Source organism: Leeuwenhoekiella sp. A16 (genome assembly GCF_047946675.1).
Taxonomy (GTDB): Bacteria; Bacteroidota; Bacteroidia; order Flavobacteriales; family Flavobacteriaceae; genus Leeuwenhoekiella.
The window spans coordinates 2,424,040-2,448,732 of record NZ_CP172313.1 but is presented as its reverse complement, the minus strand read 5'-3'; the positions used below and the strand labels follow the sequence as shown (position 1 = coordinate 2,448,732).

The 24,693-nt window shown below is 37.9% G+C and carries 33 protein-coding genes; 4 read left to right on the top strand and 29 right to left on the bottom strand.

The window, feature by feature from the left end:
* Positions 1-19 precede the first annotated feature (19 nt).
* From rpsK to rpsL, 29 genes are all read right to left on the bottom strand, one after another.
* A complete protein-coding gene (gene rpsK, locus ACH3O9_RS10665) occupies positions 20-430 on the bottom strand; it encodes a 30S ribosomal protein S11 (protein ID WP_416440217.1) in 411 nt (136 codons plus the stop codon).
* A gap of 10 nt (positions 431-440) precedes the next feature.
* Entirely contained in the window at positions 441-815 is a 375-nt protein-coding gene (gene rpsM, locus ACH3O9_RS10660) for a 30S ribosomal protein S13 (protein WP_416440215.1), read from the bottom strand.
* A gap of 4 nt (positions 816-819) precedes the next feature.
* A complete protein-coding gene (gene ykgO / locus ACH3O9_RS10655) occupies positions 820-936 on the bottom strand; it encodes a type B 50S ribosomal protein L36 (protein ID WP_015361145.1) in 117 nt (38 codons plus the stop codon).
* A gap of 6 nt (positions 937-942) precedes the next feature.
* On the bottom strand, positions 943-1,158 hold the full coding sequence (infA, locus tag ACH3O9_RS10650; protein WP_006988529.1) for a translation initiation factor IF-1: 216 nt from the start codon (positions 1,156-1,158) through the stop codon (positions 943-945).
* Positions 1,158-2,495 carry a preprotein translocase subunit SecY gene (gene secY, locus ACH3O9_RS10645; protein ID WP_416440212.1) on the bottom strand — a complete coding sequence of 446 codons (1,338 nt, stop codon included), beginning with the start codon at positions 2,493-2,495 and terminating at the stop codon, positions 1,158-1,160. Before secY ends, infA begins: the two co-directional genes overlap by 1 nt.
* Positions 2,496-2,506: 11 nt before the next feature.
* Positions 2,507-2,959 (bottom strand): 50S ribosomal protein L15, encoded by a 453-nt coding sequence (gene rplO / locus ACH3O9_RS10640; RefSeq protein ID WP_416440210.1) that lies wholly within the window; start codon positions 2,957-2,959, stop codon positions 2,507-2,509.
* A gap of 11 nt (positions 2,960-2,970) precedes the next feature.
* Positions 2,971-3,150 carry a 50S ribosomal protein L30 gene (gene rpmD, locus ACH3O9_RS10635; RefSeq protein WP_416440208.1) on the bottom strand — a complete coding sequence of 60 codons (180 nt, stop codon included), beginning with the start codon at positions 3,148-3,150 and terminating at the stop codon, positions 2,971-2,973.
* A 10-nt stretch (positions 3,151-3,160) separates the two neighbouring features.
* A complete protein-coding gene (gene rpsE / locus ACH3O9_RS10630) occupies positions 3,161-3,685 on the bottom strand; it encodes a 30S ribosomal protein S5 (RefSeq protein ID WP_416440206.1) in 525 nt (174 codons plus the stop codon).
* 6 nt (positions 3,686-3,691) lie between these two features.
* Positions 3,692-4,048, bottom strand: a complete 357-nt coding sequence (gene rplR / locus ACH3O9_RS10625) for a 50S ribosomal protein L18 (protein ID WP_416440204.1) — start codon at positions 4,046-4,048, stop codon at positions 3,692-3,694.
* Positions 4,049-4,059: 11 nt separating this feature from the next.
* Positions 4,060-4,602, bottom strand: a complete 543-nt coding sequence (gene rplF, locus ACH3O9_RS10620; protein ID WP_416440202.1) for a 50S ribosomal protein L6 — start codon at positions 4,600-4,602, stop codon at positions 4,060-4,062.
* A 20-nt stretch (positions 4,603-4,622) separates the two neighbouring features.
* A complete protein-coding gene (gene rpsH / locus ACH3O9_RS10615) occupies positions 4,623-5,021 on the bottom strand; it encodes a 30S ribosomal protein S8 (RefSeq protein WP_416440200.1) in 399 nt (132 codons plus the stop codon).
* Between the two features lie 76 nt (positions 5,022-5,097).
* Positions 5,098-5,367, bottom strand: coding sequence for a 30S ribosomal protein S14 (gene rpsN, locus ACH3O9_RS10610; protein ID WP_416440198.1), 270 nt, complete (start codon positions 5,365-5,367; stop codon positions 5,098-5,100).
* A gap of 2 nt (positions 5,368-5,369) precedes the next feature.
* Entirely contained in the window at positions 5,370-5,921 is a 552-nt protein-coding gene (rplE, locus tag ACH3O9_RS10605; protein ID WP_416440196.1) for a 50S ribosomal protein L5, read from the bottom strand.
* 2 nt (positions 5,922-5,923) lie between these two features.
* Positions 5,924-6,235 carry a 50S ribosomal protein L24 gene (gene rplX, locus ACH3O9_RS10600; protein WP_416440194.1) on the bottom strand — a complete coding sequence of 104 codons (312 nt, stop codon included), beginning with the start codon at positions 6,233-6,235 and terminating at the stop codon, positions 5,924-5,926.
* An 11-nt stretch (positions 6,236-6,246) separates the two neighbouring features.
* A complete protein-coding gene (gene rplN, locus ACH3O9_RS10595; protein WP_416440192.1) occupies positions 6,247-6,615 on the bottom strand; it encodes a 50S ribosomal protein L14 in 369 nt (122 codons plus the stop codon).
* Between the two features lie 2 nt (positions 6,616-6,617).
* Positions 6,618-6,875 (bottom strand): 30S ribosomal protein S17, encoded by a 258-nt coding sequence (gene rpsQ, locus ACH3O9_RS10590; RefSeq protein ID WP_006988541.1) that lies wholly within the window; start codon positions 6,873-6,875, stop codon positions 6,618-6,620.
* An 11-nt stretch (positions 6,876-6,886) separates the two neighbouring features.
* Entirely contained in the window at positions 6,887-7,078 is a 192-nt protein-coding gene (gene rpmC / locus ACH3O9_RS10585; protein ID WP_416440189.1) for a 50S ribosomal protein L29, read from the bottom strand.
* Positions 7,079-7,089: 11 nt separating this feature from the next.
* A complete protein-coding gene (gene rplP, locus ACH3O9_RS10580; protein WP_416440187.1) occupies positions 7,090-7,512 on the bottom strand; it encodes a 50S ribosomal protein L16 in 423 nt (140 codons plus the stop codon).
* A 19-nt stretch (positions 7,513-7,531) separates the two neighbouring features.
* Positions 7,532-8,248 carry a 30S ribosomal protein S3 gene (gene rpsC, locus ACH3O9_RS10575; protein WP_416440185.1) on the bottom strand — a complete coding sequence of 239 codons (717 nt, stop codon included), beginning with the start codon at positions 8,246-8,248 and terminating at the stop codon, positions 7,532-7,534.
* A 3-nt stretch (positions 8,249-8,251) separates the two neighbouring features.
* Positions 8,252-8,662 (bottom strand): 50S ribosomal protein L22, encoded by a 411-nt coding sequence (gene rplV, locus ACH3O9_RS10570; protein WP_416440183.1) that lies wholly within the window; start codon positions 8,660-8,662, stop codon positions 8,252-8,254.
* 8 nt (positions 8,663-8,670) lie between these two features.
* Positions 8,671-8,949 carry a 30S ribosomal protein S19 gene (rpsS, locus tag ACH3O9_RS10565; RefSeq protein ID WP_416440181.1) on the bottom strand — a complete coding sequence of 93 codons (279 nt, stop codon included), beginning with the start codon at positions 8,947-8,949 and terminating at the stop codon, positions 8,671-8,673.
* A gap of 6 nt (positions 8,950-8,955) precedes the next feature.
* A complete protein-coding gene (rplB, locus tag ACH3O9_RS10560) occupies positions 8,956-9,780 on the bottom strand; it encodes a 50S ribosomal protein L2 (RefSeq protein ID WP_416440179.1) in 825 nt (274 codons plus the stop codon).
* 9 nt (positions 9,781-9,789) lie between these two features.
* On the bottom strand, positions 9,790-10,080 hold the full coding sequence (gene rplW, locus ACH3O9_RS10555; protein WP_416440177.1) for a 50S ribosomal protein L23: 291 nt from the start codon (positions 10,078-10,080) through the stop codon (positions 9,790-9,792).
* Between the two features lie 5 nt (positions 10,081-10,085).
* Positions 10,086-10,715, bottom strand: coding sequence for a 50S ribosomal protein L4 (gene rplD, locus ACH3O9_RS10550; RefSeq protein WP_416440175.1), 630 nt, complete (start codon positions 10,713-10,715; stop codon positions 10,086-10,088).
* On the bottom strand, positions 10,715-11,326 hold the full coding sequence (rplC, locus tag ACH3O9_RS10545) for a 50S ribosomal protein L3 (protein ID WP_416440173.1): 612 nt from the start codon (positions 11,324-11,326) through the stop codon (positions 10,715-10,717). Before rplC ends, rplD begins: the two co-directional genes overlap by 1 nt.
* 174 nt (positions 11,327-11,500) lie before the next feature.
* Positions 11,501-11,806 (bottom strand): 30S ribosomal protein S10, encoded by a 306-nt coding sequence (gene rpsJ / locus ACH3O9_RS10540; protein WP_009779180.1) that lies wholly within the window; start codon positions 11,804-11,806, stop codon positions 11,501-11,503.
* An 11-nt stretch (positions 11,807-11,817) separates the two neighbouring features.
* Positions 11,818-13,950, bottom strand: coding sequence for an elongation factor G (fusA, locus tag ACH3O9_RS10535; RefSeq protein ID WP_416440171.1), 2,133 nt, complete (start codon positions 13,948-13,950; stop codon positions 11,818-11,820).
* An 8-nt stretch (positions 13,951-13,958) separates the two neighbouring features.
* Complete coding sequence (gene rpsG, locus ACH3O9_RS10530; protein WP_416440169.1) at positions 13,959-14,435, bottom strand: 30S ribosomal protein S7; 477 nt, start codon at positions 14,433-14,435, stop codon at positions 13,959-13,961.
* A gap of 25 nt (positions 14,436-14,460) precedes the next feature.
* The gene (gene rpsL / locus ACH3O9_RS10525; RefSeq protein WP_009779177.1) at positions 14,461-14,835 is read right to left on the bottom strand and encodes a 30S ribosomal protein S12; all 375 of its coding nucleotides are present in this window, start codon (positions 14,833-14,835) and stop codon (positions 14,461-14,463) included.
* A gap of 184 nt (positions 14,836-15,019) precedes the next feature.
* On the opposite strand from rpsL, the gene ACH3O9_RS10520 reads away from it, so the two are divergent.
* From ACH3O9_RS10520 to ACH3O9_RS10505, 4 genes are all read left to right on the top strand, one after another.
* The gene (locus ACH3O9_RS10520; protein WP_416440167.1) at positions 15,020-16,699 is read left to right on the top strand and encodes a hypothetical protein; all 1,680 of its coding nucleotides are present in this window, start codon (positions 15,020-15,022) and stop codon (positions 16,697-16,699) included.
* 121 nt (positions 16,700-16,820) lie between these two features.
* Positions 16,821-19,874, top strand: a complete 3,054-nt coding sequence (locus ACH3O9_RS10515) for a SusC/RagA family TonB-linked outer membrane protein (RefSeq protein ID WP_416440165.1) — start codon at positions 16,821-16,823, stop codon at positions 19,872-19,874.
* Positions 19,875-19,878: 4 nt separating this feature from the next.
* Positions 19,879-21,252: a RagB/SusD family nutrient uptake outer membrane protein gene (locus tag ACH3O9_RS10510; RefSeq protein WP_416440163.1), complete on the top strand. Its 1,374-nt coding sequence runs from the start codon at positions 19,879-19,881 to the stop codon at positions 21,250-21,252.
* A 215-nt stretch (positions 21,253-21,467) separates the two neighbouring features.
* The gene (locus tag ACH3O9_RS10505; RefSeq protein ID WP_416440161.1) at positions 21,468-24,680 is read left to right on the top strand and encodes a SusC/RagA family TonB-linked outer membrane protein; all 3,213 of its coding nucleotides are present in this window, start codon (positions 21,468-21,470) and stop codon (positions 24,678-24,680) included.
* Positions 24,681-24,693: the final 13 nt, after the last annotated feature.

The following is a 24,693-nucleotide window of genomic DNA, read 5'->3' as shown; positions in this document are numbered from 1 at the left end:
CCGATTGATATGATTTATATTAAACTCTTCTTCTTTTAGGAGGACGACATCCATTATGTGGTAGTGGAGTTACATCAATAATTTCTGTAACCTCTATACCGCTATTATGGATAGAACGTATAGCAGACTCACGGCCATTACCGGGACCCTTAACATATACTTTCACTTTACGCAATCCTGCTTCATGAGCTACTTTACTAGCATCTTCAGACGCTAATTGAGCTGCATAAGGAGTATTTTTCTTAGATCCTCTAAAGCCCATTTTACCGGCAGAAGACCAAGAAATAACATCACCTTTTTTATTTGTCAAAGAAACAAGGATGTTGTTGAAAGAGGCTGCGATATGAGCTTCACCTACAGACTCAACAATTACCTTACGCTTTTTTGTGCTCTTAGCACCTTTTGCACTTTTAGTGTTTTGCTTTGCCATTGCTTACTTATTATTTAGTCGCTTTCTTCTTGTTAGCAACAGTTTTACGCTTACCTTTTCTGGTTCTAGAGTTATTCTTAGTACGTTGACCACGTAAAGGTAAACCAGTTCTGTGACGTATACCTCTATAGCAACCTATATCCATAAGACGTTTGATGCTCATTTGCACCTCACTTCTTAACTCACCTTCAATTTTAAAAGAGCCTACAGCCTCGCGTATGCGACCTATTTGATCATCATCCCAATCAGAAACCTTAAGATCTTCATCTACATCAGCCTGAGCTAAAATTTCTTTTGCTCTACTGTTACCTATTCCAAAGATGTAAGTTAAAGCTATTACACCTCTTTTTTGTTTTGGGATATCTACCCCTGCAATTCTAGCCATAATATTAACCTTGTCTTTGTTTGAACTTAGGATTCTTTTTGTTGATTACATATAATCTGCCTTTGCGACGTACAATCTTGCAGTCGGCACTTCTCTTTTTTATTGATGCTCTTACTTTCATCTCGTCTTAGTATCTATAGGTTATTCGAGCCTTACTTAAATCATACGGGCTCATTTCTAATTTTACTTTATCTCCAGGTAATAATTTTATATAATGCATACGCATCTTACCTGAGATATGCGCAGTCACTACGTGACCATTTTCTAGTTCTACACGAAACATTGCATTAGACAACGCTTCAATAATAGTTCCATCTTGTTCTATTGCTGATTGTTTTGCCATTATGCTACTGCTTTTCTGTTTTTACCTGTTTTCATTAGACCATCATAATGTCTATTTAAAAGGTATGAATTAACCTGTTGCATTGTATCTATAGCAACACCTACAAGAATAAGTAAAGATGTACCACCATAAAATAAGGCCCATCCTGTTTGCATACCTAATATACTTACTGCGATTGCAGGAAATACTGCGATAAGAGCTAGAAATATAGAACCCGGCAAAGTAATCTGTGACATTATACGATCAAGATATTCCGCAGTTTCAGTACCTGGCCTAATACCAGCTATAAAACCACCACTGCGCTTAAGATCATCTGCCATCTTGTTAGTAGGAACCGTAATTGCAGTGTAGAAATAAGTGAATATAATAATCAATAAACCGAATACAAAATTGTACCAGAAACCAAAGATATTTTTAAACTCTGATGCTATTGATTGCGCCATTGCTGAATCTGATAATCCAATCGCTGCGGCAGGTATAAACATAATTGCCTGCGCGAAAATAATAGGCATTACTCCAGAAGCATTTAGCTTTAAAGGAATATACTGACGACTACCAAAAACATTTCTTTCATAACTCCCGCTAGCAGTTCTTCTCGCATATTGCACAGGTATTTGACGTACAGCCATTACCAGCAATATTGATAGAAGAATAATAACAAACCAAATAACTAATTCTATAAGAATCATTATTAAACCACCGTTAGACTCAGTAACACGTGAAACCCACTCCTGAATAAAAGCAAGTGGTAAACGTGCGATAATACCCACCATAATCAATAGTGAAATACCATTCCCAATACCTTTATCTGTAATTTTCTCACCCAACCACATTGCAAACACACAACCGGTTGCCAAAATAATCACAGATGACACTACAAATGTCATATCATTACCTAGCACAAAAGCCTCGGCAGGCAGGATATTATACAAGTTAAGAATATAACCAGGTCCCTGAACCAAAGTAATAGCAATAGTTAACCATCGTGTGATCTGATTGATCTTACGACGCCCACTTTCACCCTCCTTTTGGAGTTTTTGCAAATAAGGAATAGCTATACCCATAAGCTGCACCACAATAGATGCAGAGATATAAGGCATTATTCCTAATGCAAAAACGGAAGCATTAGAAAAAGCTCCTCCTGTAAACGCATTTAATAAACCTAAAAGACCGCTATCTGTCTGCTGGGACAAATTAGCCAGTTGAGAAGCATCTATACCAGGTAGAACTATCTGGGCACCAAAACGGTAAACCAATAGTAAACCTAAGGTAAGTAAGATCCTATTCTTAAGTTCCTCTATTTTCCAGATATTTTTTATCGTTTCTATAGCCTTCATTCGAATCGTGATTATAAAGTTACCGCTTCACCTCCAGCAGCTTCAATAGCTTTTTGTGCTGATGCTGTAAATTTATGAGCTGTTACCTTTAACTTAGCTTTAAGCTCACCACGACCTAAAATTTTAACTAAATCATTTTTACCAGCTAGTCTATTCTCAACTAATGCGTCAAGAGTTACTTCTTCACTGATACGACCAGCGTCTACATATTCTTGTAAAGTATCTATATTGATACCAGCATATTCCTTACGGTTGATGTTGTTAAAACCAAATTTAGGAACACGACGTTGAAGTGGCATTTGACCACCTTCAAAACCTACTTTTTTAGAATATCCAGAACGTGACTTCGCACCTTTGTGCCCACGACCTGCGGTACCACCATTACCAGTAGCTTGACCGCGGCCTCGCCTGCTGTCGTTCTTTTTTACCGAGCCTGCTGCCGGTTTTAAGTTATTTAAACCCATTTTATAAATGTTTAAGCTTCCTCTACAGAAACTAAATGATTCACTTTGTTTATCATTCCCAGGATATTTGGAGTATTTTCATGCTCTACAACCTGTCCTATTTTCTTAAGACCCAATGCTTCAAGGGTTCTCTTCTGGTTCTGAGAACGATTTATCGCACTCTTCACCTTTGTTACTTTAATCTTTGCCATCGTCTTAATATTATCCTTTGAATACTTTGTCTAAAGAAATACCACGTTGCTTAGCTACAGTATCAGCACTACGTAATTGTAATAATGCATCAAATGTCGCTTTAACCACGTTGTGTGGGTTTGATGAACCTTGATTTTTAGAAAGTACATCATGTACACCTACTGCTTCAAGTACAGATCTAATAGCACCACCAGCGATAACACCGGTACCAGGAGCTGCCGGCAATAATAGAACTCTCGCCCCACCGTATTTACCTTTTTGCTCATGTGGCAAAGTACTTTTACTAAGCGGTATTCTTACTAAGTTTTTCTTAGCGTCTTCTACTGCTTTAGCAATTGCACTAGCAACTTCTTTAGACTTCCCAAGACCATGTCCTACTACTCCATGCTCATCACCTACAACTACTATAGCAGAAAAACCGAAAGCTCTACCACCTTTTGTCACTTTAGTAACACGTTGCACACCTACTAAACGATCTTTAAGATCAAGTCCACTTGGTTTTACTAACTCTACGTTTTTATATTTTTGATACATAACTTCTTAGAATTTTAATCCGCCTTCTCGGGCTCCTTCTGCTAATTGTTTTACTCTTCCGTGGTATAAGTAACCACCGCGATCAAATGATACAGCCTCGATACCAGCTTCTGTAGCTTTAGCTGCAATCGCTTTACCTACAAGTTTAGCGATCTCTGCTTTATTACCCTTTTCAGCAGCAATATCTTTATCTCTTGAAGAAGCAGCGCTTATTGTTTTTCCAGTAGTATCATCTATAATCTGAGCATAGATCTCATTATTACTTCTGTATACAGAAAGTCTGGGTCGCTCTGAAGTACCAGTAAGTGACTTACGAATCCTTCTACGGATCTTGTTTCTCCTATCTAACTTTGAAAATGCCATAACTTTATGTCTTATGCAGATTTACCTGCTTTTCTTCTTATTTGTTCTCCTACAAACTTAATACCTTTTCCTTTGTAAGGTTCTGGCTTACGGAAAGCTCTGATTTTTGCAGCAACCTGACCTACAAGTTGCTTATCATAAGAACTAAGTTTAATTACAGGATTCTTACCTTTCTCAGTCACAGTTTCAACAGTAACCTCTGGAGCTATATCTAAAATAATGTTATGAGAGAAACCAAGTGCAAGATCTAACTTTTGACCTTGATTACTTGCTCTATAACCTACCCCTACAAGCTCTAGTGCTTTTGTGTAACCATTAGATACACCTTCAATCATATTATTGATCAAAGCGCGATACAAACCATGCTTAGATTTGTCTTCTTTTTTATCTGAAGAACGCTCTAAAGTAATCACCCCATCTTCGATAGAAATATCGATCGATGAAAATTCCTGCTTAAGTTCTCCTAATTTTCCTTTCACTGTTACAATACCATCTGTTACATCAACTGTAACACCTTGTGGAATCGTAATTGGATTTTTACCTATTCTTGACATCTTTTCGTCTTTTTAGCTGGTTAGTATACGTAGCAAAGTACTTCACCACCTACATTTTCCTGCTGAGCTTGCTTGCCAGTCATAACTCCCTTAGAAGTTGAAACAATAGCTATACCTAATCCGTTAAGGATACGAGGCACCTCAGATGAAGATGAATACTTACGTAAACCAGGTTTACTAATTCTTTGAATATCCTTGATTACAGACTCTTTAGTCTCTTTATCATATTTCAAAGCAATTTTAATCGATCCTTGCGGAGTATTGCTCTCAAATTTGTAACTAAGAATATAACCTTGATCAAACAAGATTTTGGTAATTTCCTTCTTTAAGTTAGAAGCGGGAATTTCCACTACTCGGTGGTTTGCCGCAGCTGCATTTCTAATTCTAGTTAGAAAATCTGCAATTGTATCTGTATACATTTCTATTAATTTGCGGTTTTGGTTTTCATTGCCACGATGACAAATGAACCTGAAACCAATTTAATTTATAAGTCTATTACCAGCTAGCTTTCTTCACACCGGGAATAAGTCCCTGGTTTGCCATTTCACGAAAAGTAACACGTGAAATTCCAAAAGTTCGCATATACCCTCTAGGACGACCAGTTAATTTACAGCGATTGTGCTGACGAACTGGTGACGAGTTTTTTGGTAATTTCTGCAAGGCCTCATAATCTCCAGCTTCTTTCAAAGCTTTACGTTTATCAGCATATTTAGCAGCCAATTCCTCGCGTTTCCTTTCACGGGCTTTCATTGATTCTTTTGCCATAACTAATTCTTTTTAAATGGTAATCCCAATTCGGTTAAAAGTGATTTAGCTTCTTTATCTGTTTCAGCAGAAGTTTCAAAGGTAATGTTCATTCCTTCTATCTTTCTCACTTTGTCAATATCAACTTCAGGGAAGATGATTTGCTCTGTGATTCCTAAGCTATAGTTTCCACGACCATCAAAACCTGAGGCTTTAATACCGTTGAAATCTCTAACACGTGGAAGTGCACTTGTGATCAATCTGTCAAGGAATTCATACATACGCTCCCCACGTAAAGTCACTTTTGCCCCAATAGGCATACCTTTACGCAATTTAAAAGCAGCAACATCCTTTTTAGATATTGTCGCTATTGCCTTTTGACCAGCGATCATAGTTAATTCATCAACTGAATAATCTATAAGCTTCTTATCAGCTACCGCAGCACCTACACCTCTAGATATTACTATCTTTTTTAGTTTAGGAACCTGCATTATATTCTGATATCCAAATTCTTCCTGAAGAGCAGAGATTACTCGCTCTTTATACTCTTTCTTAAGTCTTGAAGTGTAAGCCATAACTATATTACTTCATTTGATTTTTTAGAATAACGCACTTTTTTACCATCTTCGATACGGTATCCTACACGTGTAGTATCACCGTTTTTATCTACTAGAGATAAATTTGAAATCTGGATTGGCGCTTCTTTCTTTGCTATACCACCCTGAGGATTAGATGCACTAGGCTTTTCATGCTTAGACACTAAATTTACACCCTCAACGATAGCTTTATTTTTCTCTATTAGGACACGTTGTACTTTACCTTCCTGACCTTTATGATCACCAGCAATTACCTTAACGTTATCACCTACTTTTATTTTAAGCTTTGTCATTTTATAATGTATTAAAGCACTTCTGGTGCCAATGATACAATCTTCATGAACTGCTTATCACGAAGCTCTCTTGCAACAGGACCAAAAACACGTGTACCACGCATTTCTCCCTGAGCATTAAGAAGCACACAAGCATTATCATCAAAACGGATGTAAGACCCATCAGGACGACGTACTTCTTTTTTAGTGCGCACTACAACAGCTGTTGAAACCGCTCCTTTTTTTACCTGACCATTAGGTGTTGCATCTTTTACAGAAACAACAATCTTATCGCCAACAGAAGCATATCTTCTTTTCGTTCCGCCTAATACACGAATAGTCAAAACTTCTTTTGCCCCCGTGTTATCTGCTACTCTTAATCTTGATTCTTGCTGTAACATAATTATTTGGCTCTTTCAATGATTTCTACCAGTCTCCAACATTTAGATTTACTTAAAGGTCTTGTTTCCATGATCTTTACTGTATCTCCTATATTGCAGTCATTTGTTTCATCGTGTGCTACGTATTTTTTCGTTTTCAAAACGAATTTTCCATACATAGGGTGCTTTACCTTTTTAACCTCTGCAACAACAATAGATTTTTGCATTTTGTTACTGGTAACTACACCTATACGTTCTTTTCTTAAATTTCTTTTTTCCATCTTAAGCAGCATTATTGTAATTCTCGTTTTGTAAGCTCAGTAGCTATACGCGCTACCGCTCTTCTAAGACCTCTAAGCTGAATGGGATTTTCCAAAGGGGAAATAGCATGCGCCATTTTAAGATCCATATATGCTCTTCTGGCTTTCACAAGTTCCTCCTGTAATTCTGCTACAGATAATTCTTTTACTTCTGATTGTTTCATTTTTCTAGAATTTAGTCAGCTTGATAATCCCTTGCCACAACATACTTTGTTCTTACTGGAAGCTTTTGAGCTGCAAGTCTTAACGCTTCACGCGCTACAGGCTCAGCAACACCACCAATTTCAAACAACATTCTACCCGGCTTTACTACTGCTGCCCAATACTCAACAGCACCTTTACCTTTACCCATACGTACCTCAAGAGGCTTTTTGGTTATAGGCTTATCTGGAAAGATCCTAATCCATAGTGATCCTTCACGTTTCATAAAACGAGTAGCTGCGATACGAGCGGCTTCAATTTGTCTTGAAGTAACAAAAGTGGAATCTAATGATTTGATACCAAAGGTACCATTTGAAAGTTCATGCCCTCTTCCGGCATTACCTTTCATCCGTCCCTTTTGCTGCTTACGGAATTTTGTCTTTTTAGGCTGTAACATCTCTCTTTACTTTAAAAAATTACTTTCTACGACGTGATTTATTACCACCACTACCGCGTCCGGCCTTTCCTTGTTTTTTGGCTAAACCTACTAAAGGAGATAATTCTCTTTTTCCGTAGACCTCACCTTTCATGATCCATACTTTAACACCCAATCTACCATAAGTAGTGTGAGCTTCAACTAAAGCATAGTCAATATCGGCTCTAAATGTTGATAATGGAATACGACCATCTTTGTAAGATTCTGAACGTGCCATTTCAGCACCATTCAATCTTCCAGAAATCTGAATTTTAATACCTTCAGCATTCATGCGCATAGCAGCCGCTATAGCCATTTTAATTGCTCTTCGGTAAGAAATACGATTCTCGATTTGACGAGCAACACTAGATGCAACTAAAAATGCATCAAGTTCTGGTCGCTTAATCTCAAAGATATTGATCTGAACTTCCTTATCTGTAATTTTTTTAAGCTCTTCTTTCAACTTGTCTACCTCTTGACCACCTTTCCCAATAATTATACCAGGTCTTGCAGTAGTGATAGTAACGGTTACAAGCTTAAGCGTACGCTCAATAATTACTCTAGACACACTAGCTTTAGATAAACGAGCGTGAATATACTTTCTAATCTTATCGTCTTCGGCAAGTTTATCGCCGTAGTCGTTACCACCATACCAGTTGGATTCCCATCCTCTTATGATACCTAGGCGATTTCCGATTGGATTTGTCTTCTGTCCCATTTATTATTTGCTTTGTGTGTTATCGTTAGCACCAAGCACAACTGTAACGTGATTGCTGCGTTTTCTTATTCTGTGTGCGCGACCCTGTGGAGCTGGACGAAGTCTCTTTAACATACTTCCACCATCAACACGAATCTCTTTTACAAATAAATCTGCTTCCTCAACACTTCCTTCTTCATTCTTCTCTTGCCAGTTGGCAATTGCAGAAAGCACAAGCTTCTCAACACGACGTGAAGCTTCTTTATTGCTGAATTTCAATATTTGAAGCGCCTTCTCTACTTTCTCCCCTCTTACTAAATCTGCAACTAGTCGCATCTTTCTGGGTGAAGTAGGGCAGTTGTTAAGTTTAGCAAAGGCTATATTCTTCTTAGCCTCTTTTATCTGCTCTGCTCTTTCTTTTTTACGAACTCCCATAGCTTCAATTATTTTTTACCTTTATTTTTTGCACCAGCATGACCCCTAAAAGATCTTGTAGGTGAAAATTCTCCTAACTTATGACCCACCATGTTCTCTGTAACATAAACTGGTACAAACTGGCGACCATTATGCACTGCGATTGTTTGACCCACAAAATCTGGTGTTATCATCGAGGCACGAGACCAAGTCTTAATAACAGTTTTTTTGTTTGCTTCAACATTAGCAGCTACTTTTTGCTCTAATTTATAGTGAACGTAAGGTCCTTTTTTTAATGAACGTGCCATATCTTATTATTTCTTTCTACGTTCTACAATATATTTATTACTCGCTTTAGTCTTGCTACGCGTTCTGTAACCCTTAGCAGGTATACCTTTTCTAGAACGTGGATGACCTCCAGAAGAACGACCTTCACCACCACCCATCGGGTGATCAACAGGGTTCATAACTACTGGTCTTGTTCTAGGTCTTCTACCTAACCATCTACTTCTACCAGCTTTACCAGAAACAAGTAATTGATGATCGCTGTTAGAAACAGCACCTATTGTAGCCATGCAGTTAACAAGAATTAATCTTGTTTCACCAGACGGTAATTTTACAGTAGCAAATTTACCATCACGTGCCATAAGCTGAGCAAATGCACCTGCACTTCTCGCCATTATAGCTCCTTGACCAGGACGTAGTTCAATACAAGAAATGATAGTTCCCAAAGGAATATCTGATAAAGCCATTGCATTACCAATTTCAGGAGCGACACCTTCACCAGAGACAATGTTCTGCCCTACCTGAAGACCATTAGGAGCGATAATATAACGCTTCTCACCATCCTGATAATTCAACAAAGCAATAAAAGCAGTCCTGTTAGGATCATACTCTATAGACGCAACAGTTGCAGGAACTCCAGTTTTGTTACGTTTAAAATCAATAATACGGTAACGTTGTTTATGACCACCACCTTTGTAGCGCATAGTCATTTTACCTTGACTGTTTCTACCTCCAGATTTTTTCTTCGGAGCCAAAAGGCTTTTTTCCGGCTTATCAGTAGTAATGGCGTCAAACCCATTTACTACTCTAAAACGCTGACCTGGAGTGATTGGTTTTAATTTTCTTACTGACATTTTTTAGTCTTAAATATTACTATAAAAATCAATCGTATCACCTTCCGCCACCTGTACAATAGCCTTCTTAAAAGACTTTGTTTTACCAGTGATCATTCCCGATTTTGTAAAACGAGTTTTACGATCTGGACGGACGTTCATAGTTCTTACTTTAATAACTGAAACGCCATAAGATGCCTCAACAGCATTTTTTATTTCAATCTTGTTAGAACCTGGATTCACTTCAAATGTATAGCGGTTATTCACCTCACTATCCATTGTAGCTTTTTCTGTAATCACGGGTTTTATTAAAATACTCATAACGCTTACTTATTTAAAGTTTGCTCAATTTCTTCTAGAGACCCTTCTAAAAACACAACATTATGAACATTCATAATTTTGTAAGTGCTTAATTCTGAGCTTTTTACGACTTCAGAGGTCCTTAAATTGCGTGACGACAAATATACATTATTATTCGTGTCACCCAACACAAACAGAGATTTTTTATTCTCAAGCCCTAAAGCTTGTAAAACATTGATAAAATCTTTCGTCTTAGGAGTTTCAAAATTGAAATCCTCAACTACTGTTATTGCCTTATCATTAGCCTTAATAGTTAAAGCTGAACGACGTGCTAAACGCTTTAATCCTTTATTTAATTTAAAAGAATAGTTACGTGGACGTGGACCAAAAGCGCGACCCCCTCCTTTGAAAACAGGAGACTTTATACTACCAGCACGAGCTGTACCAGTACCTTTTTGCTTTTTAATCTTACGTGTACTTCCAGAAATCTCTGCACGCTCCTTAGATTTGTGAGTACCTTGTCTTTTATTAGCCAGATACTGCTTTACATCTAAATAAACGGCATGATTGTTAGGTTCAATACCAAAAACATCATTAGAAAGTTCAACCTCTCTACCTGTTTCTTTACCTTTTATGTCAACAACTGCTAGTTTCATTACTTCTCAATAATTACATAAGAGTTCTTGTGACCAGGTACACAACCTTTAACAACAAGCAGATTTTTATCTGCAACCACTTTTAAAACTCTTAAATTTTGAACTTTCACTTTCTCAGCTCCCATTTGTCCAGCCATGCGCATTCCTTTGAATACGCGAGCAGGATAAGATGCCGCACCAATAGAACCAGGAGCTCTTAAACGGTTATGTTGACCGTGAGTAGACTGACCTACACCACCAAATCCATGGCGCTTTACTACACCCTGAAAACCTTTACCTTTAGAGGTACCTGCCACATCGACAAATTCTCCTTCTCTAAAGACGTCCACAGTAATAGTGTCTCCTAAATTATAATTATCCTCAAATTCCTTAAACTCGGCAACTTTACGCTTTGCAACTGTTCCTGCTTTTTTGGCGTGGCCTTCAGCAGATTTATTTGCAGTCTTTGCGTCATCGAAACCAAGTTGAAGGGCTTTATACCCGTCTACCTCTTCGGTTCTGACTTGGGTAACAACGCAGGGTCCAGCCTGAATGACAGTACAAGGAATATTCTTTCCGTTCTCGTCAAAGATGCTGGTCATACCTACTTTTTTTCCAATTAACCCAGACATATTTAGTTATTAATTAATGATTATTTACTTATTTAAATCACCTACCGGTGAAAATATCTTAAAAAAAACAGGGTCAAAATACCTTCAACCCTGAATGTATTTTTACCGTTTTTCCCTTGCGCGCAGCTCAGGACATGTAACTTCAGACAGCAGTCTAAAATTGAGATAAAATAACTATACTTTTATCTCTACTTCTACCCCACTAGGAAGTTCTAACTTCATCAAAGCATCAATAGTTTTTGAAGAAGAACTATAGATATCAAGTAAACGCTTATAAGAGCTAAGCTCAAACTGTTCACGTGATTTCTTATTTACGTGTGGAGAACGTAACACTGTAAATATTTTTTTATGCGTAGGTAAAGGTATTGGCCCGGTTACAACAGCACCGGTACTCTTTACTGTTTTTACGATCTTCTCAGCAGACTTATCTACTAAGTTGTGATCGTAAGATTTCAATTTAATTCTGATTTTCTGACTCATTTCTTAGTAAATTAAGCGTTAGCAGTTCCTTTAGCCGCAGCGATTACATCTGCTGAAATATTAGCAGGCGTTTCTGCATAGTGTGAAAACTCCATAGTTGACGTTGCACGACCTGATGAAAGAGTACGCAAAGTAGTTACGTAACCAAACATTTCAGAAAGTGGCACAGAAGCCTTAACTACTTTAGCACCGGCACGATCACCCATACTGTTCATTTGACCACGACGTCTGTTCAAGTCACCTACAATATCACCCATGTTTTCTTCAGGAGTAATAACCTCAAGCTTCATAATAGGCTCAAGAATAACAGCTCCAGCTTGTTTTGCAACAGCTTTAAAGCCCATTTTTGCAGCTAACTCAAAAGAAAGAGCATCTGAATCCACAGGGTGGAAAGAACCGTCTTTAAGAGTTACTTTCATACTATCAACCTCAAATCCTGCAAGAGGACCATTGATCATAGCTTGCTTAAATCCTTTCTCTACAGAAGGGATATATTCTTTAGGAACGTTACCACCTTTAATAGCGTTAACAAACTCAAGACCTATTTTGCCTTCTTCTGCGGGCTCAAGCGTAAATACGATATCAGCAAATTTACCACGACCACCAGATTGTTTTTTATAAACCTCTCTGTGATCTGCAGCGCGCGTGATAGCTTCTTTATACTCAACCTGTGGCTGACCTTGATTAACCTCTACCTTAAACTCACGTCTAAGACGGTCTACAATGATATCAAGGTGAAGCTCACCCATACCAGATATAATAGTTTGACCAGAAGCCTCATCAGTACGAACCTGGAAGGTTGGATCTTCTTCAGCCAATTTAGACAGAGCCATTCCTAGCTTATCTACATCAGCTTTTGTTTTAGGCTCTACAGCTATACCAATTACAGGGTCTGGGAAGTCCATGCTCTCAAGAACAATAGGATGCTTCTCATCAGACATAGTATCACCTGTCTTAATATCCTTAAAACCTACAGCTGCACCTATATCTCCAGCTTCAATAAAATCAATAGCGTTTTGCTTGTTTGAGTGCATCTGATAAATACGAGAGATACGTTCCTTTTTACCTGAACGGTTGTTCAAGATATAAGAACCAGCCTCAAGACGACCAGAATAAGCACGGAAGAATGCAAGACGACCAACAAAAGGATCTGTAGCAATCTTAAATGCTAATGCAGCAAAAGGAGCAGTAACATCAGGCTTACGTAATTCTTCTTTTTCAGTGTCAGGATTAATACCTATAATACCTTCTTTATCTACCGGCGAAGGTAAATAACGACATACAGCATCAAGTAAAAATTGAACACCTTTATTTTTAAAAGCAGAACCGCAAATCATTGGGATGATAGACATATCCATAACAGCAGCGCGAAGAGCAGCATGCACTTCATCTTCTGTAATAGAATCTTCATCTTCCATGAATTTCTCTAGCAAGTTCTCATCATAAGCTGCCACCTCTTCGATAAGCAGAGCACGATATTTTCTTGCCTCCTCTTTCATATCCTCAGGAATATCGATCACATCGAAAGTAGCTCCCTGAGTTTCATCATGCCATACTATAGCACGGTTCTTAACTAAATCTATAATACCTTTAAAGTCTGCTTCATCCCCAATGTTTAAAACAATAGGCACAGCATTAGACTTCAACATATCTTTTACCTGCTGGCATACAGCAAGGAAGTTAGACCCAGAACGGTCCATCTTATTCACAAAACCAATACGAGGTACGTGATAATTATCTGCAAGTCTCCAGTTAGTTTCAGATTGTGGCTCAACACCATCAACTGCACTAAACAAGAAAACTAAACCATCAAGAACTCTTAAAGAACGGTTTACTTCTACAGTAAAGTCAACGTGTCCCGGAGTATCTATAATATTAAAATGGTAATCTTTCGAATCAGGAGTAGGCTGGGCATTTTCCATTGGGAACTTCCAAGAACAAGTCGTTGCAGCAGAGGTAATTGTAATACCACGCTCCTGCTCTTGCTCCATCCAGTCCATAGTAGCTGCACCATCATGTACTTCACCTATCTTGTGACTAACACCAGTATAGTAAAGTATACGCTCTGTTGTGGTAGTTTTACCAGCATCAATATGCGCAGCAATCCCTATATTCCTTGTAAATTTTAAATCTCTTTGTGCCATTTTATTTTCTAGAATCTAAAGTGAGAGAATGCTTTATTTGCTTCTGCCATTTTATGTGTATCAACGCGCTTCTTAACAGCAGCACCTTCTTCTTTAGCAGCAGCTAAAACCTCAGCAGCTAATTTAGAAGCCATTGATTTCTCATTACGCTTACGCGAATAGCTAATTAACCACTTCATCGCAGTCGAAATCTTGCGATCTGGGCGTATTTGCATAGGAATCTGAAATGTAGCACCACCTACTCTACGACTACGCACTTCTACGTGAGGCATAACGTTTGAAAGCGCATCTTTCCAGATCTCTAATGATGTTTTCTCATCATTGTTCTTTTTCTCCTCCACAATATCCATTGCATCATAGAAGATTTTAAAAGCCACCGACTTCTTACCGTCCCACATCATCATGTTAACGAAACGAGTTACTAACTGATCGTTAAAGCGCGGATCTGGTAAAAGTGGTCTTTTTTTGGCCTGTCTTTTTCTCATTACTTCTCTTTAAAAGTTTTCTTAATTACTTTTTAGGGCGTTTTGCTCCGTATTTAGATCTACGTTGTAGTCTTCCTTGCACACCTGCGGTATCCAAAGCTCCACGAACGATATGGTATCTAACACCAGGCAAATCCTTCACCCTTCCACCTCTAACCAATACTATCGAGTGCTCTTGTAAATTGTGACCCTCACCACCTATGTATGCGTTCACTTCCTTACCATTAGTTAACCTCACACGAGCTACTTTACGCATAGCTGAGTTAGGTTTCTTAGGTGTAGTAGTGTACACACGGGTACAAACCCCGCGGCGTTGTGGGCACGAATCTAAAGCAGCCGATTTACTCTTCTTGGTTATTTTGGCTCTTCCTTTTCGTACTAATTGTGAAATTGTTGGCATAATTTCTTTTACCTAATTATAGTTTAAATATAACAACCCCTGTTCTAAGGGCTGGCAAAGGTATAAATAAATTCCACTTAATCAAACCTTAATTGATTAATTTTCAAAGGGATTTGTACAATCTTTTTTCTAGTGTACATTTATTCACTTAAAAAATCGTTATTTATTGCATAAAAACCTGCTTTTGAAGCCCATTTTTCAGATTTTAGCTATTGCTTTCTTTTGCCTGACCGCTACCCTGCCCGTTATGGGTCAGAATCTGCAGCTCAATATTATAAACGCGAAAAGTCAAAAAGATTCTATAATTAGGAATGAAAAATTTACCGAAATTTCTGCTCTTCAAAAAGCTCTAACGCAATACAAAGATTCATTAAAGCAAGCGGGTTACTTTGACATTAAATTTGGTGAGCTTAAAGCGAAAAATGATACTATCTACAATGTAACAGCCGATTTTGGCCCTCAAAATGCCGATATTCATATTAATTTCACCGATTCTTATTTAACGAAATATCTCAAACAGATAGAGTTAGCCTATAATGATAACTCCTTCACAATTTCTGCAAAAGACGTTGAAAGTATTTTTTATCAATTCACAAAGTTAGAGGCACAAAATGGTCACCCGCTTACTTCGTTTCAGCTAAAGAATATTACCCGCCAAAACAATCACTTAATTGCAGACCTGGTTGTAAATCGTGAAAAAGAGCGCACTCTGGATAACGTAGTTATAAGAGGATATGAAAAATTTCCAAATTCGTATTTAGAGAATTATGCTCATATAAAAAAGGGAGAAGTATATTATGAAGAAAAAATAATATCTAAAACTGAACTTCTCAATAATCTGCCATTCATAAATCAGGCACGCAGTGCAGAAGTACTTTTTACTAAAGACAGCACTTCTCTTTATTTATACCTAGATAAGGCCGGAGCAAATAATTTTGATGGTCTTCTTGGTTTTCGCTCAGATGAAGAAACTGGAAAATTACGACTGGATGGTTATCTTAACCTTCAACTTATTAATAATTTGAATTACGGTGAACGCCTGGATCTTCAATTTAAAAGTGACGGGAATGATCAGCAAGCTTTAAATATTAATCTGGAGCTACCTTTTCTATTTCGATCTCCCATAGGCGCAGATTTTAATTTAAATCTTTTCAGAAAAGATACTACCTACTCTAACACACGACAGCAACTTTCCCTGTTTTATCAACTAAACTACAAAATGCGATTTACTGCAGGTGCACTTTTTGAAACCTCAGACGACCTAACTAATCAGGAAATTTCAAATACAGATATAGGGGATTATAAAAAAACTTTCATAAGTGGAGGTCTTTCAATATTACAGCCATCTGTTATTAAGTTTCTGCCTACTCTTTATCAATTTAAACTAAATGCCGGTATTGGTAATAGAAATACAGATAGCGAGAAAAGTGAACAACTGCTCATTGAAGCTTTAAGTGAATACACATTTTCAATAAACAAAAAATTTAAAATTTATACGGGAAACACTACCAAATCCCTTTCTTCTGACACCTATTTCACAAATGAATTATTCAGATTTGGCGGTATTAATAGTATAAGAGGTTTTAAAGAAAATAGTATTAATGCAAATTTTTACACTGCCTTTCGTACAGAATTTGCCTTCCTGCCTAATCCATCACTGTACTTACATACAATCTTTGATGTGGCATATTTTGAAAATAAGAATTTACAGCAGGAAGATCTAATATACAGTTTAGGTCTGGGTACTGGTCTTTCTACAGGTGCAGGAATTTTAAATATCAACCTCGCAAACGGAATACAAAAAAATAATTCTTTTAAATTTTCAAACACAATTCTTCACGTCAGCATTCTTTCTTCATTTTAACACTTTTTAACAGGATACTACAACGTTATATTGTTAAAATATTAAACATCAATCAATTACTCGTTGATTATTTGATTTTTAATGCACATTTTTATGATGGCTAATTTCAAATAAATCATAAATGAAAAAACTACTCTCCAAAATGCTAATACTATTTCTGGTATTGGCAGTGCAAACTGTATTTGCACAAACAAAAACAATCACGGGAACCGTGACAGACGATAATGGAATGCCCCTGCCGGGTGTTAATATTGTCGTTAAAAATTCATCCCAAGGGACGCAAACAGATTTTGATGGCAACTTTTCTATTGCCGCATCAGAAGGCGATATTTTAACTTTTAGTTACATAGGCTTTGCCCCACAGGAGGTGACTGTAGGCATTGGTAATCGCATGGACGTCGAGATGGCTGCTGGCGAGGCGCTTGAAGAAATAGTCGTTCTGGGCTATTCATCAACTCGCAAAACAGAACTTACAGGCTCCACCGTTCAAGTGGAATCTGAACAGATAGAGCAAGTTCCCGTAGCTAGTGTTGATCAGGTGCTGCAAGGTAAGGTTGCTGGTCTGGTATTTAATAATAATTCAGGTACCCCGGGATCTGCTTCAGATATCAGGATAAGGGGTATTAGCTCAATAACTGCTGGTAATGAACCATTATATGTAATTGATGGTGTGCCTGTGGTCAATAGCGACGTTTCTGTAGCGGCATCAGGATCCTCTCTTTCACCCCTTTCTAGTATTAATAGCAATAACATCGCCAGTATAACTGTACTAAAAGATGCCTCTGCAACAGCCGCGTATGGGGCACGGGGATCTAATGGTGTAATTGTAATTACAACTAAAAGCGGTACCGCAGGCAAGACTACTTTTAATTTTAGCTCTTCTTTTGGTTTTTCAAATGACGCCACTCACGGCCCTGATGTATTAACAGGAGCAGAAAGAGAAATGCTTTTTTATGAAGCTATTTACAATACATATGGCGAAAGCAACGGTTTTACTGAAGCTGGGGCACGAGATTTCTATGAAGCTAATCCTACTACATTCGGCACAGACTATGTTACATGGAACGCGGCAGGGCGCCCAGAGGCCAATTGGGAAGATTATATTACAAACGATGATGCTCCGGTATATGAATACAATCTCTCTGCAAGCGGCGGTGGCGACACTTATAATTTCTTTACATCTATAGGATATTTTAAACAGGAAGCAACAGTAATAGGATCTGATTTTGACAGGATTTCTGGATCTTTAAATTTTACTAAGAATCTTACCGAGAAACTGAGATTTAACACCTTAAATCAAGCCTCATACTCCTATCAGGACGGTTTGCTTGAGACAAGTGCATATTTCTCATCTCCCAGAACGGTAAAATACTTTATGCCCCCTATTGATCAACCTTACACGGCAGATGGAGAACTTAATACAGATATTTCTCTACCTAATCCTATTTACATATCTCAAAACGATATTGATGATAGCAAACTCACCAGAATTATTACAAACAACTCTCTAGATTGGGAAACTCCTATAACAGGCTTGACAGCTACGAGTAGAATAAGCATAGATCTTCAGGTTTACAACTACAAGCGCTATAGAAACAGAATTGAGGGAGACGGAGCCGGAAGCGATGGTTCTGGACAGGTAGCTAATACTAACAGAGCAAATTATGTGTTTCAGAATTCATTGAATTACACATGGAATATAAATGATGAACAATCTATCGATTTTACTGCATTGCAGGAATATCAAAAAAACAGATTTAATTATTTACAAGCTACTGCTGACGCGTTCTCTGATGATGGGCTTACTAATTTAAATTCTGCAGGTAACCCAACCTCAGCAAATTCTTATTATAATGATTGGTCTGTAGCCTCATACTTAGGCTTGGTACATTATAGCGGTTTTAATGGTAAATATATAATTGATGGTACCTACAGACGCGAAGGTAATTCTCGGTTTGGGCAGGACAATCGATGGGGTGATTTTGGTTCAGTAGGTGTTGCCTGGAATATTTTTAAAGAAGATTTTGTAAAAGACATAGGATTTGTTAATAATCTTAAGATAAGAGGTTCTTACGGAGTTACAGGTAATGCTAATATTGATTTGAACCAGTATCAGGCATTATTAAATTATGATTCAGACTATGCGGGGGAGGGAGCTTCTTACCCGGGAACATTTGGCAACAGTGATTTGTCTTGGGAGACTTCACATACTCTGGATGTTGGGATCGAGTTTGGCATTTTACAAAACAGAATTTCAGGAAGTGTGGCATACTACCGCAGAGAATCAAAAGATCTTTTGCTTGATGTTCCTCTTTCTCTAACAACAGGTTTTGATGAGCAGACAAGGAATATTGGTAGTATGGAAAATAAGGGATTTGAATTTGAATTAAATACTAATATAATTCAATCAGAAGATTTTAATCTTTCCATAGGAGGTAATCTGGCTACAAATAAAAATGAGGTTCTTGAACTTGCGACCGATGCAAATGGCAACGAAATAAATATCACTACACAAACTCAACGTGTGGAAACTGGCCATCCGGTTTATGGCTGGTATATGCCAACATGGGCAGGAGTTGATCCTGAAAACGGTGATGAGTTATACTATACAGAAGGCGAAGGTAGTGCTACAACAAATAATTTTAATGATGCTGAAAGTGAATGGCAAGGAGGAAGCGCAATACCAAAAATCACCGCTGGCCTTAATTTTCACGTAGATTATATCGGCTTCTTTTTAGATGCTAATGCTTATTATTCTGGCGGCAGTAAAGTATATGAAGAATGGCATCGTTATACGAATGCTATAGACTTGTATTCTTTACTTTATTATCAAGGGGTAGACGCAATTCTCGACAGATGGCAGGAGCCCGGCGATGTAACTCGTTTTGGCCGAGTTCAGGCAACAACTTTTCCATGGCAAAGACATTCTAAATTTTTATATGACGGGGATTTTATGAGAATTAAGAATATAACATTTGGTTACAATTTTAAAGGAGAATTAATTGAAACAATAGGACTAACCTCAGCGCGAGTATTCTTAAGAGGAACAAACATGTTTACATGGGTTAAAGATGACAATCTAAAATATGATCCAGAGACAGCCGCTGATGGTTTTACAAGGCTTACAACACCTCCTGTAAAATCTTTAATTTTTGGTATAAATCTTAAATTCTAAGAAAATGAAAAATATACATTTTAAATATAAAATTTTTGCTCTTCTGTTTGCAATGACCATAGGAGCATGCACAACAGAAGATCTTGATCCCTCTACAGAACAGAATAAGCCCGTTGAAGGCGGAATTACATCAGTGACTAATGTATATGGCCTTCTTAAAGGTGCATATAGCGGGATGACGGGTTCAGGTTATTATGGCAGGGACTATATTATAAATAATGAGGTGCGTACAGACAACGCCTTCTCAAATGGTAACTCAGGAAGATTTACCACAGAAGCTTCGTTTTCATACAATGCCAATACAGGTTTTTTCTGGGATGACGCTTATCGGGTAATTGCGAGTGCCAATATTATCATAAGCCAGGATGAAACAGGTTTGACAGGAGATCTTGATTATTTGACTCATATGAAAGGTGAAGCATACGCTATAAGAGCACTTGTACATTTTGATCTTCTTAAACAATATGGGCAGATGCATACTGGCGGCACTTTAGGCGTACCCTATGTAACTGAATTTAAAGGAGAAGATCTCTTCCCAGCCAGAAATACAATTGATGAAGATATGGCTATGATATTTGCAGACCTAGACACGGCATTCAGTCTCATGGACGAGAATTTTTACGATAGTAGTAAAGAGTTTATGTCTAAGTATACTGCCAAGGCTATAGAGTCTCGAGTAGCTACTTATTTTAGCATGTGGTCAAGAGCAATTAGTGCTTCTGAAGCAGTGATCAATTCTGGAGATTACTCTATAATCCCAGCCAGTAATTTTGTTAGCTCTTTTAGCTCAGACTCCTCAGCTAACTCCATATTCGAGCTTGCTTTTAACAGTACAGATAACCAGGGAATAAATGGATTAGCATACATATATCGAACTACAAGTGGTGGAAGCTACGGTGATGTACAGGTCATTGATAACGTAATTGATCTATACGAAGATGGTGATGTAAGAGCAGATATATTAGGTTATGAGGGAGATATGCTTAGAAATATAGGAAAGTATCCAGATAACCAGGGTTATGACAACGTAGGCGTATTAAGATATGAGGAAGTGATTTTAAACTACGCCGAAGCACTTTTTGAAACGGGTAATACAGCAGCAGCCATAGTGCAGATCAATACGATTACATCAAACAGAAATGCTTCATCATATACAACCCTAACCAAAGATGATTTACTTCTCGAAAGAAGAAAAGAATTCATATTTGAAGGCATGAGATATGATGACCTCTTGAGAACAGGAATGGATATTACGAAATTTTCAACACAGCAAAATTTTACGAGTACAATACCCTATGGAGATCACAGATTAGCCTGGCCCATTCCACAGGCAGAGGTAGATGCTAATTCAAATATTACCCAAAACGACGGTTATTAATCCATTTTTCAGATAATTAACTAGATATGGCTGCTCCAAAAGGGCAGCCATTTTTAATAAATAGAGATTAAATTGATAATTATTCATCAAATTAAGAATTTTTAACACTACTATATCGTTATATTAACAATAATTAAAAATATAATGAATAAATTATTGGTCATTTAACTTTTTATCTTGATTTTTGACGTGGCTAATTCAAATAAATCAAGAACATGAAAACAAAGTTTAGTGGAATGCTGACGCTTTTTCTTGCGTTGGTAGTGCAACTCTCGTATGCACAAACAAAAACAATTACCGGTACGGTAAGTGACGACAGTGGAGTACCTCTCCCGGGAGTGAACATTGTCGTCGAAGGATCCTCAACAGGTACACAAAGTGACTTTAATGGAAATTATTCCATTCAAGCTACTATTGGTGATGTCCTGACATTTAGTTACGTGGGTTTTGCCCCTCAACAAATTATTGTAGGCCCGGCAGATCGAATAGATGTAGCAATGGCTGCAGGAGAAGCTCTGGAAGAAGTGGTTGTAACTGCACAGGGAATCCGTAAAGAAAAACAAGCATTAGGATATGCGGTTTCTGAAGTTGACAATGAGCAACTGGAACAGCGTGCTGAAGGCGACGTAGGTCGTATTCTTTCTGGTAAAGCCTCTGGTGTGAATATTACCGCCCAAAGTGGTTTATCTGGATCAGGGACAAACATTGTAATACGCGGATTGAGTAGCTTTAGCGGCAGTAATCAACCATTATTCATAGTTGATGGCGTCCCTTTTGCCAGTGACACTAACAGTCAGGGAGATTTTGTAGATGGTAACAATGGCTCAAGTAGATTTCTTGATCTTGACCCTAATAACATTGCAAGTGTAAATGTTCTTAAAGGTTTAGCAGCAGCTACACTATATGGTACAGCTGGTAGAAACGGGGTTATCCTTATCACTACCAAAAACGGTGCAGCTGGAAATGCTATGAAAAAGAGCGAAATTACTGTAAGTAGTTCCGTTTTTTTTAATGAGATAGCCTCTCTTCCCGACTATACAAACAAATACGGCAACGGTTTTGACCAGGCCTTTGGGTGGTTTTTCAGTAACTGGGGCCCTTCATTTGAAGAAGAAGGCGTAGCAGGTTGGGGCGGTCAGGCTGCCATAGATGAAAATGGAACTGTTGCTCATCCTTACTCAACATCAACCTCGTCAGTTCAAGCTGCATTCCCTGAATTTCAAGGAGTGCGTTATGACTGGAAGCCTTACAACAGTGTTGAAAAATTCTTTCGCACAGGCGTAGTAAAAACTAATTCTGTAAACTTCTCAGGATCTTCAGATAACGGCAAAGTATCGTATAATGCAAACTTTGGCCATTTAGATGATGAAGGTTTTACACCTGGTAACAACCTGCGTCGATACACATTAGGTATGGGAGGAAAAGCTATTCTTTCTAACAAATTCTCCTTTTCAGGTACAATGAACTATGCAAAAACAGATTTTAAATCTCCACCTGTAGCAGCAAGTACTGGTAACAGTGTTTTTGGCGAAGGTTCATCAATTTTTGCCAACCTTTTCTATACACCCAGAAGTGTAGATATCCAAAGCCTGCCTTATGAAAGTCCCGTAGACCACTCTAGTGTTTACTATCGCCAGGGAAATGACATTCAGCACCCATTGTGGACGGTGGCAAATGCGCAGACCAGTCAGGTAACAAATCGGGTTTTTGGGAATGCATCATTTACTTACGATATAAATGATAATCTAAATCTTACGTATCGTTTTGGTCTTGATGTGTATAGTGAGAACAATACTAACTCTCAAAATAAAGGTGGTGTAGGCGGAAGCGTTGCCACACAAAGTGGTATTTATGAAACCTGGAATAATACTAACACGATCAATGATCATAATATTATCCTTACGGGTCAATATGAATTATCTGAGTTAATTGGTTTTAGCTTTAATACCGGGGCAACAACAAGACGTGAAGTATTTGATCAAAATGGCGTTTCGAGTTCGGGCCAACAGGTTTTTGGTGTATTGAGACATTACAACTTTCAATTACAAGATGAGATCCAGAGATATCAGGAACGTAACATAGCCGGTATGTATGGGCAGTTAGATTTGGATTATGATCGTATGGTTTATTTAACACTGGCAGGAAGAAATGACTGGGTTTCTAACTTAGCCTCAGACAACAGATCAATATTTTATCCTAGCGCAAGTGTTTCCTTAATTCCGACAAGAATATTTGAAGGTCTTAAAAGCCAGGGCGGTATCAACTACTTAAAATTAAGAGGTGGTTACGGTACATCTGCTAACTTCCCAACTGGATACCCTGTAGCAGCAACTTTAAGTTTGAACACTCAAGCTTTTCAAGACGGTTCTGGAACTGATGTAGTAACAAATACAAGCGCAGATCGCTTAGGAAACCCCAATCTTCAGCCCGAACTTCTTACTGAAATTGAGGTTGGTGTCGAATCTCGCTTATTAAATAACAGACTTTCGCTTGATGCTTCATACTACACAAGAACAACAAAAGACTTAATTGTAGATCGCCCTCTTGATCCATCAACTGGATACACCCTTACCAAAACCAATGTGGGAGAAATTAAAGCACATGGTTTTGAAGTTGATTTAGGTCTTGACATTTTTACTGCGGACAGTAAAGACGATTTTAACTGGAACATCAATGCAAACTGGACGACTAATGAATCTGAGGTTACAGATCTTGGTCTTGACACCGATATTGTTGTATATGCCGGTTTTAGCGACTTAGGTAATGCTGCTGTAGTTGGTGAACCTTTAGGAATAATCGTAGGTAGCCGTATTCAGCGTGATGAAAATGACAATTATGTAGTAAACGGTGCCGGTGATTATGTGGTAGAAGCAGGCACTTACAAAATAGGTGATCCTAATCCAGACTGGCAGCTAAACGTAGGTAACAGCATTAGCTATAAAAATTTCAGCTTTAATTTCTTAGTAAATTATACACAAGGTGGAGATATTTATACAAGAACTGTTTCTTCGTTATTAGGACGAGGATTAACAACTGATACAGATGATCGCCTAAACAGTTATATTCTACCCGGAGTACAGGCTGACGGCACACCTAATACTGTACAAATTAACAACTCGGCATTTTACTTCAATAATGTGGTATTTGGTCCTGATGAATTAGGAGTTTATGATGCAACTGTTATTAGACTGCAAGAAATATCATTAGGATATTCTGTTCCTACTCGATTATTAGACAGAACACCATTTGGCTCATTTAGCATTACTTTATCTGGCTATAACATGTGGTATGATGCAGTTAATATGCCAGACGGAACCAACTTTGACCCTAATGTGGCAGGTGTGGGTGTAGGTAATGGTAGAGGTTTTGACTACCTGAACGGACCAAGCTCTAAGAGATATGGCTTCAGTATAAAAGCTACATTTTAATTAAAAAAAAACA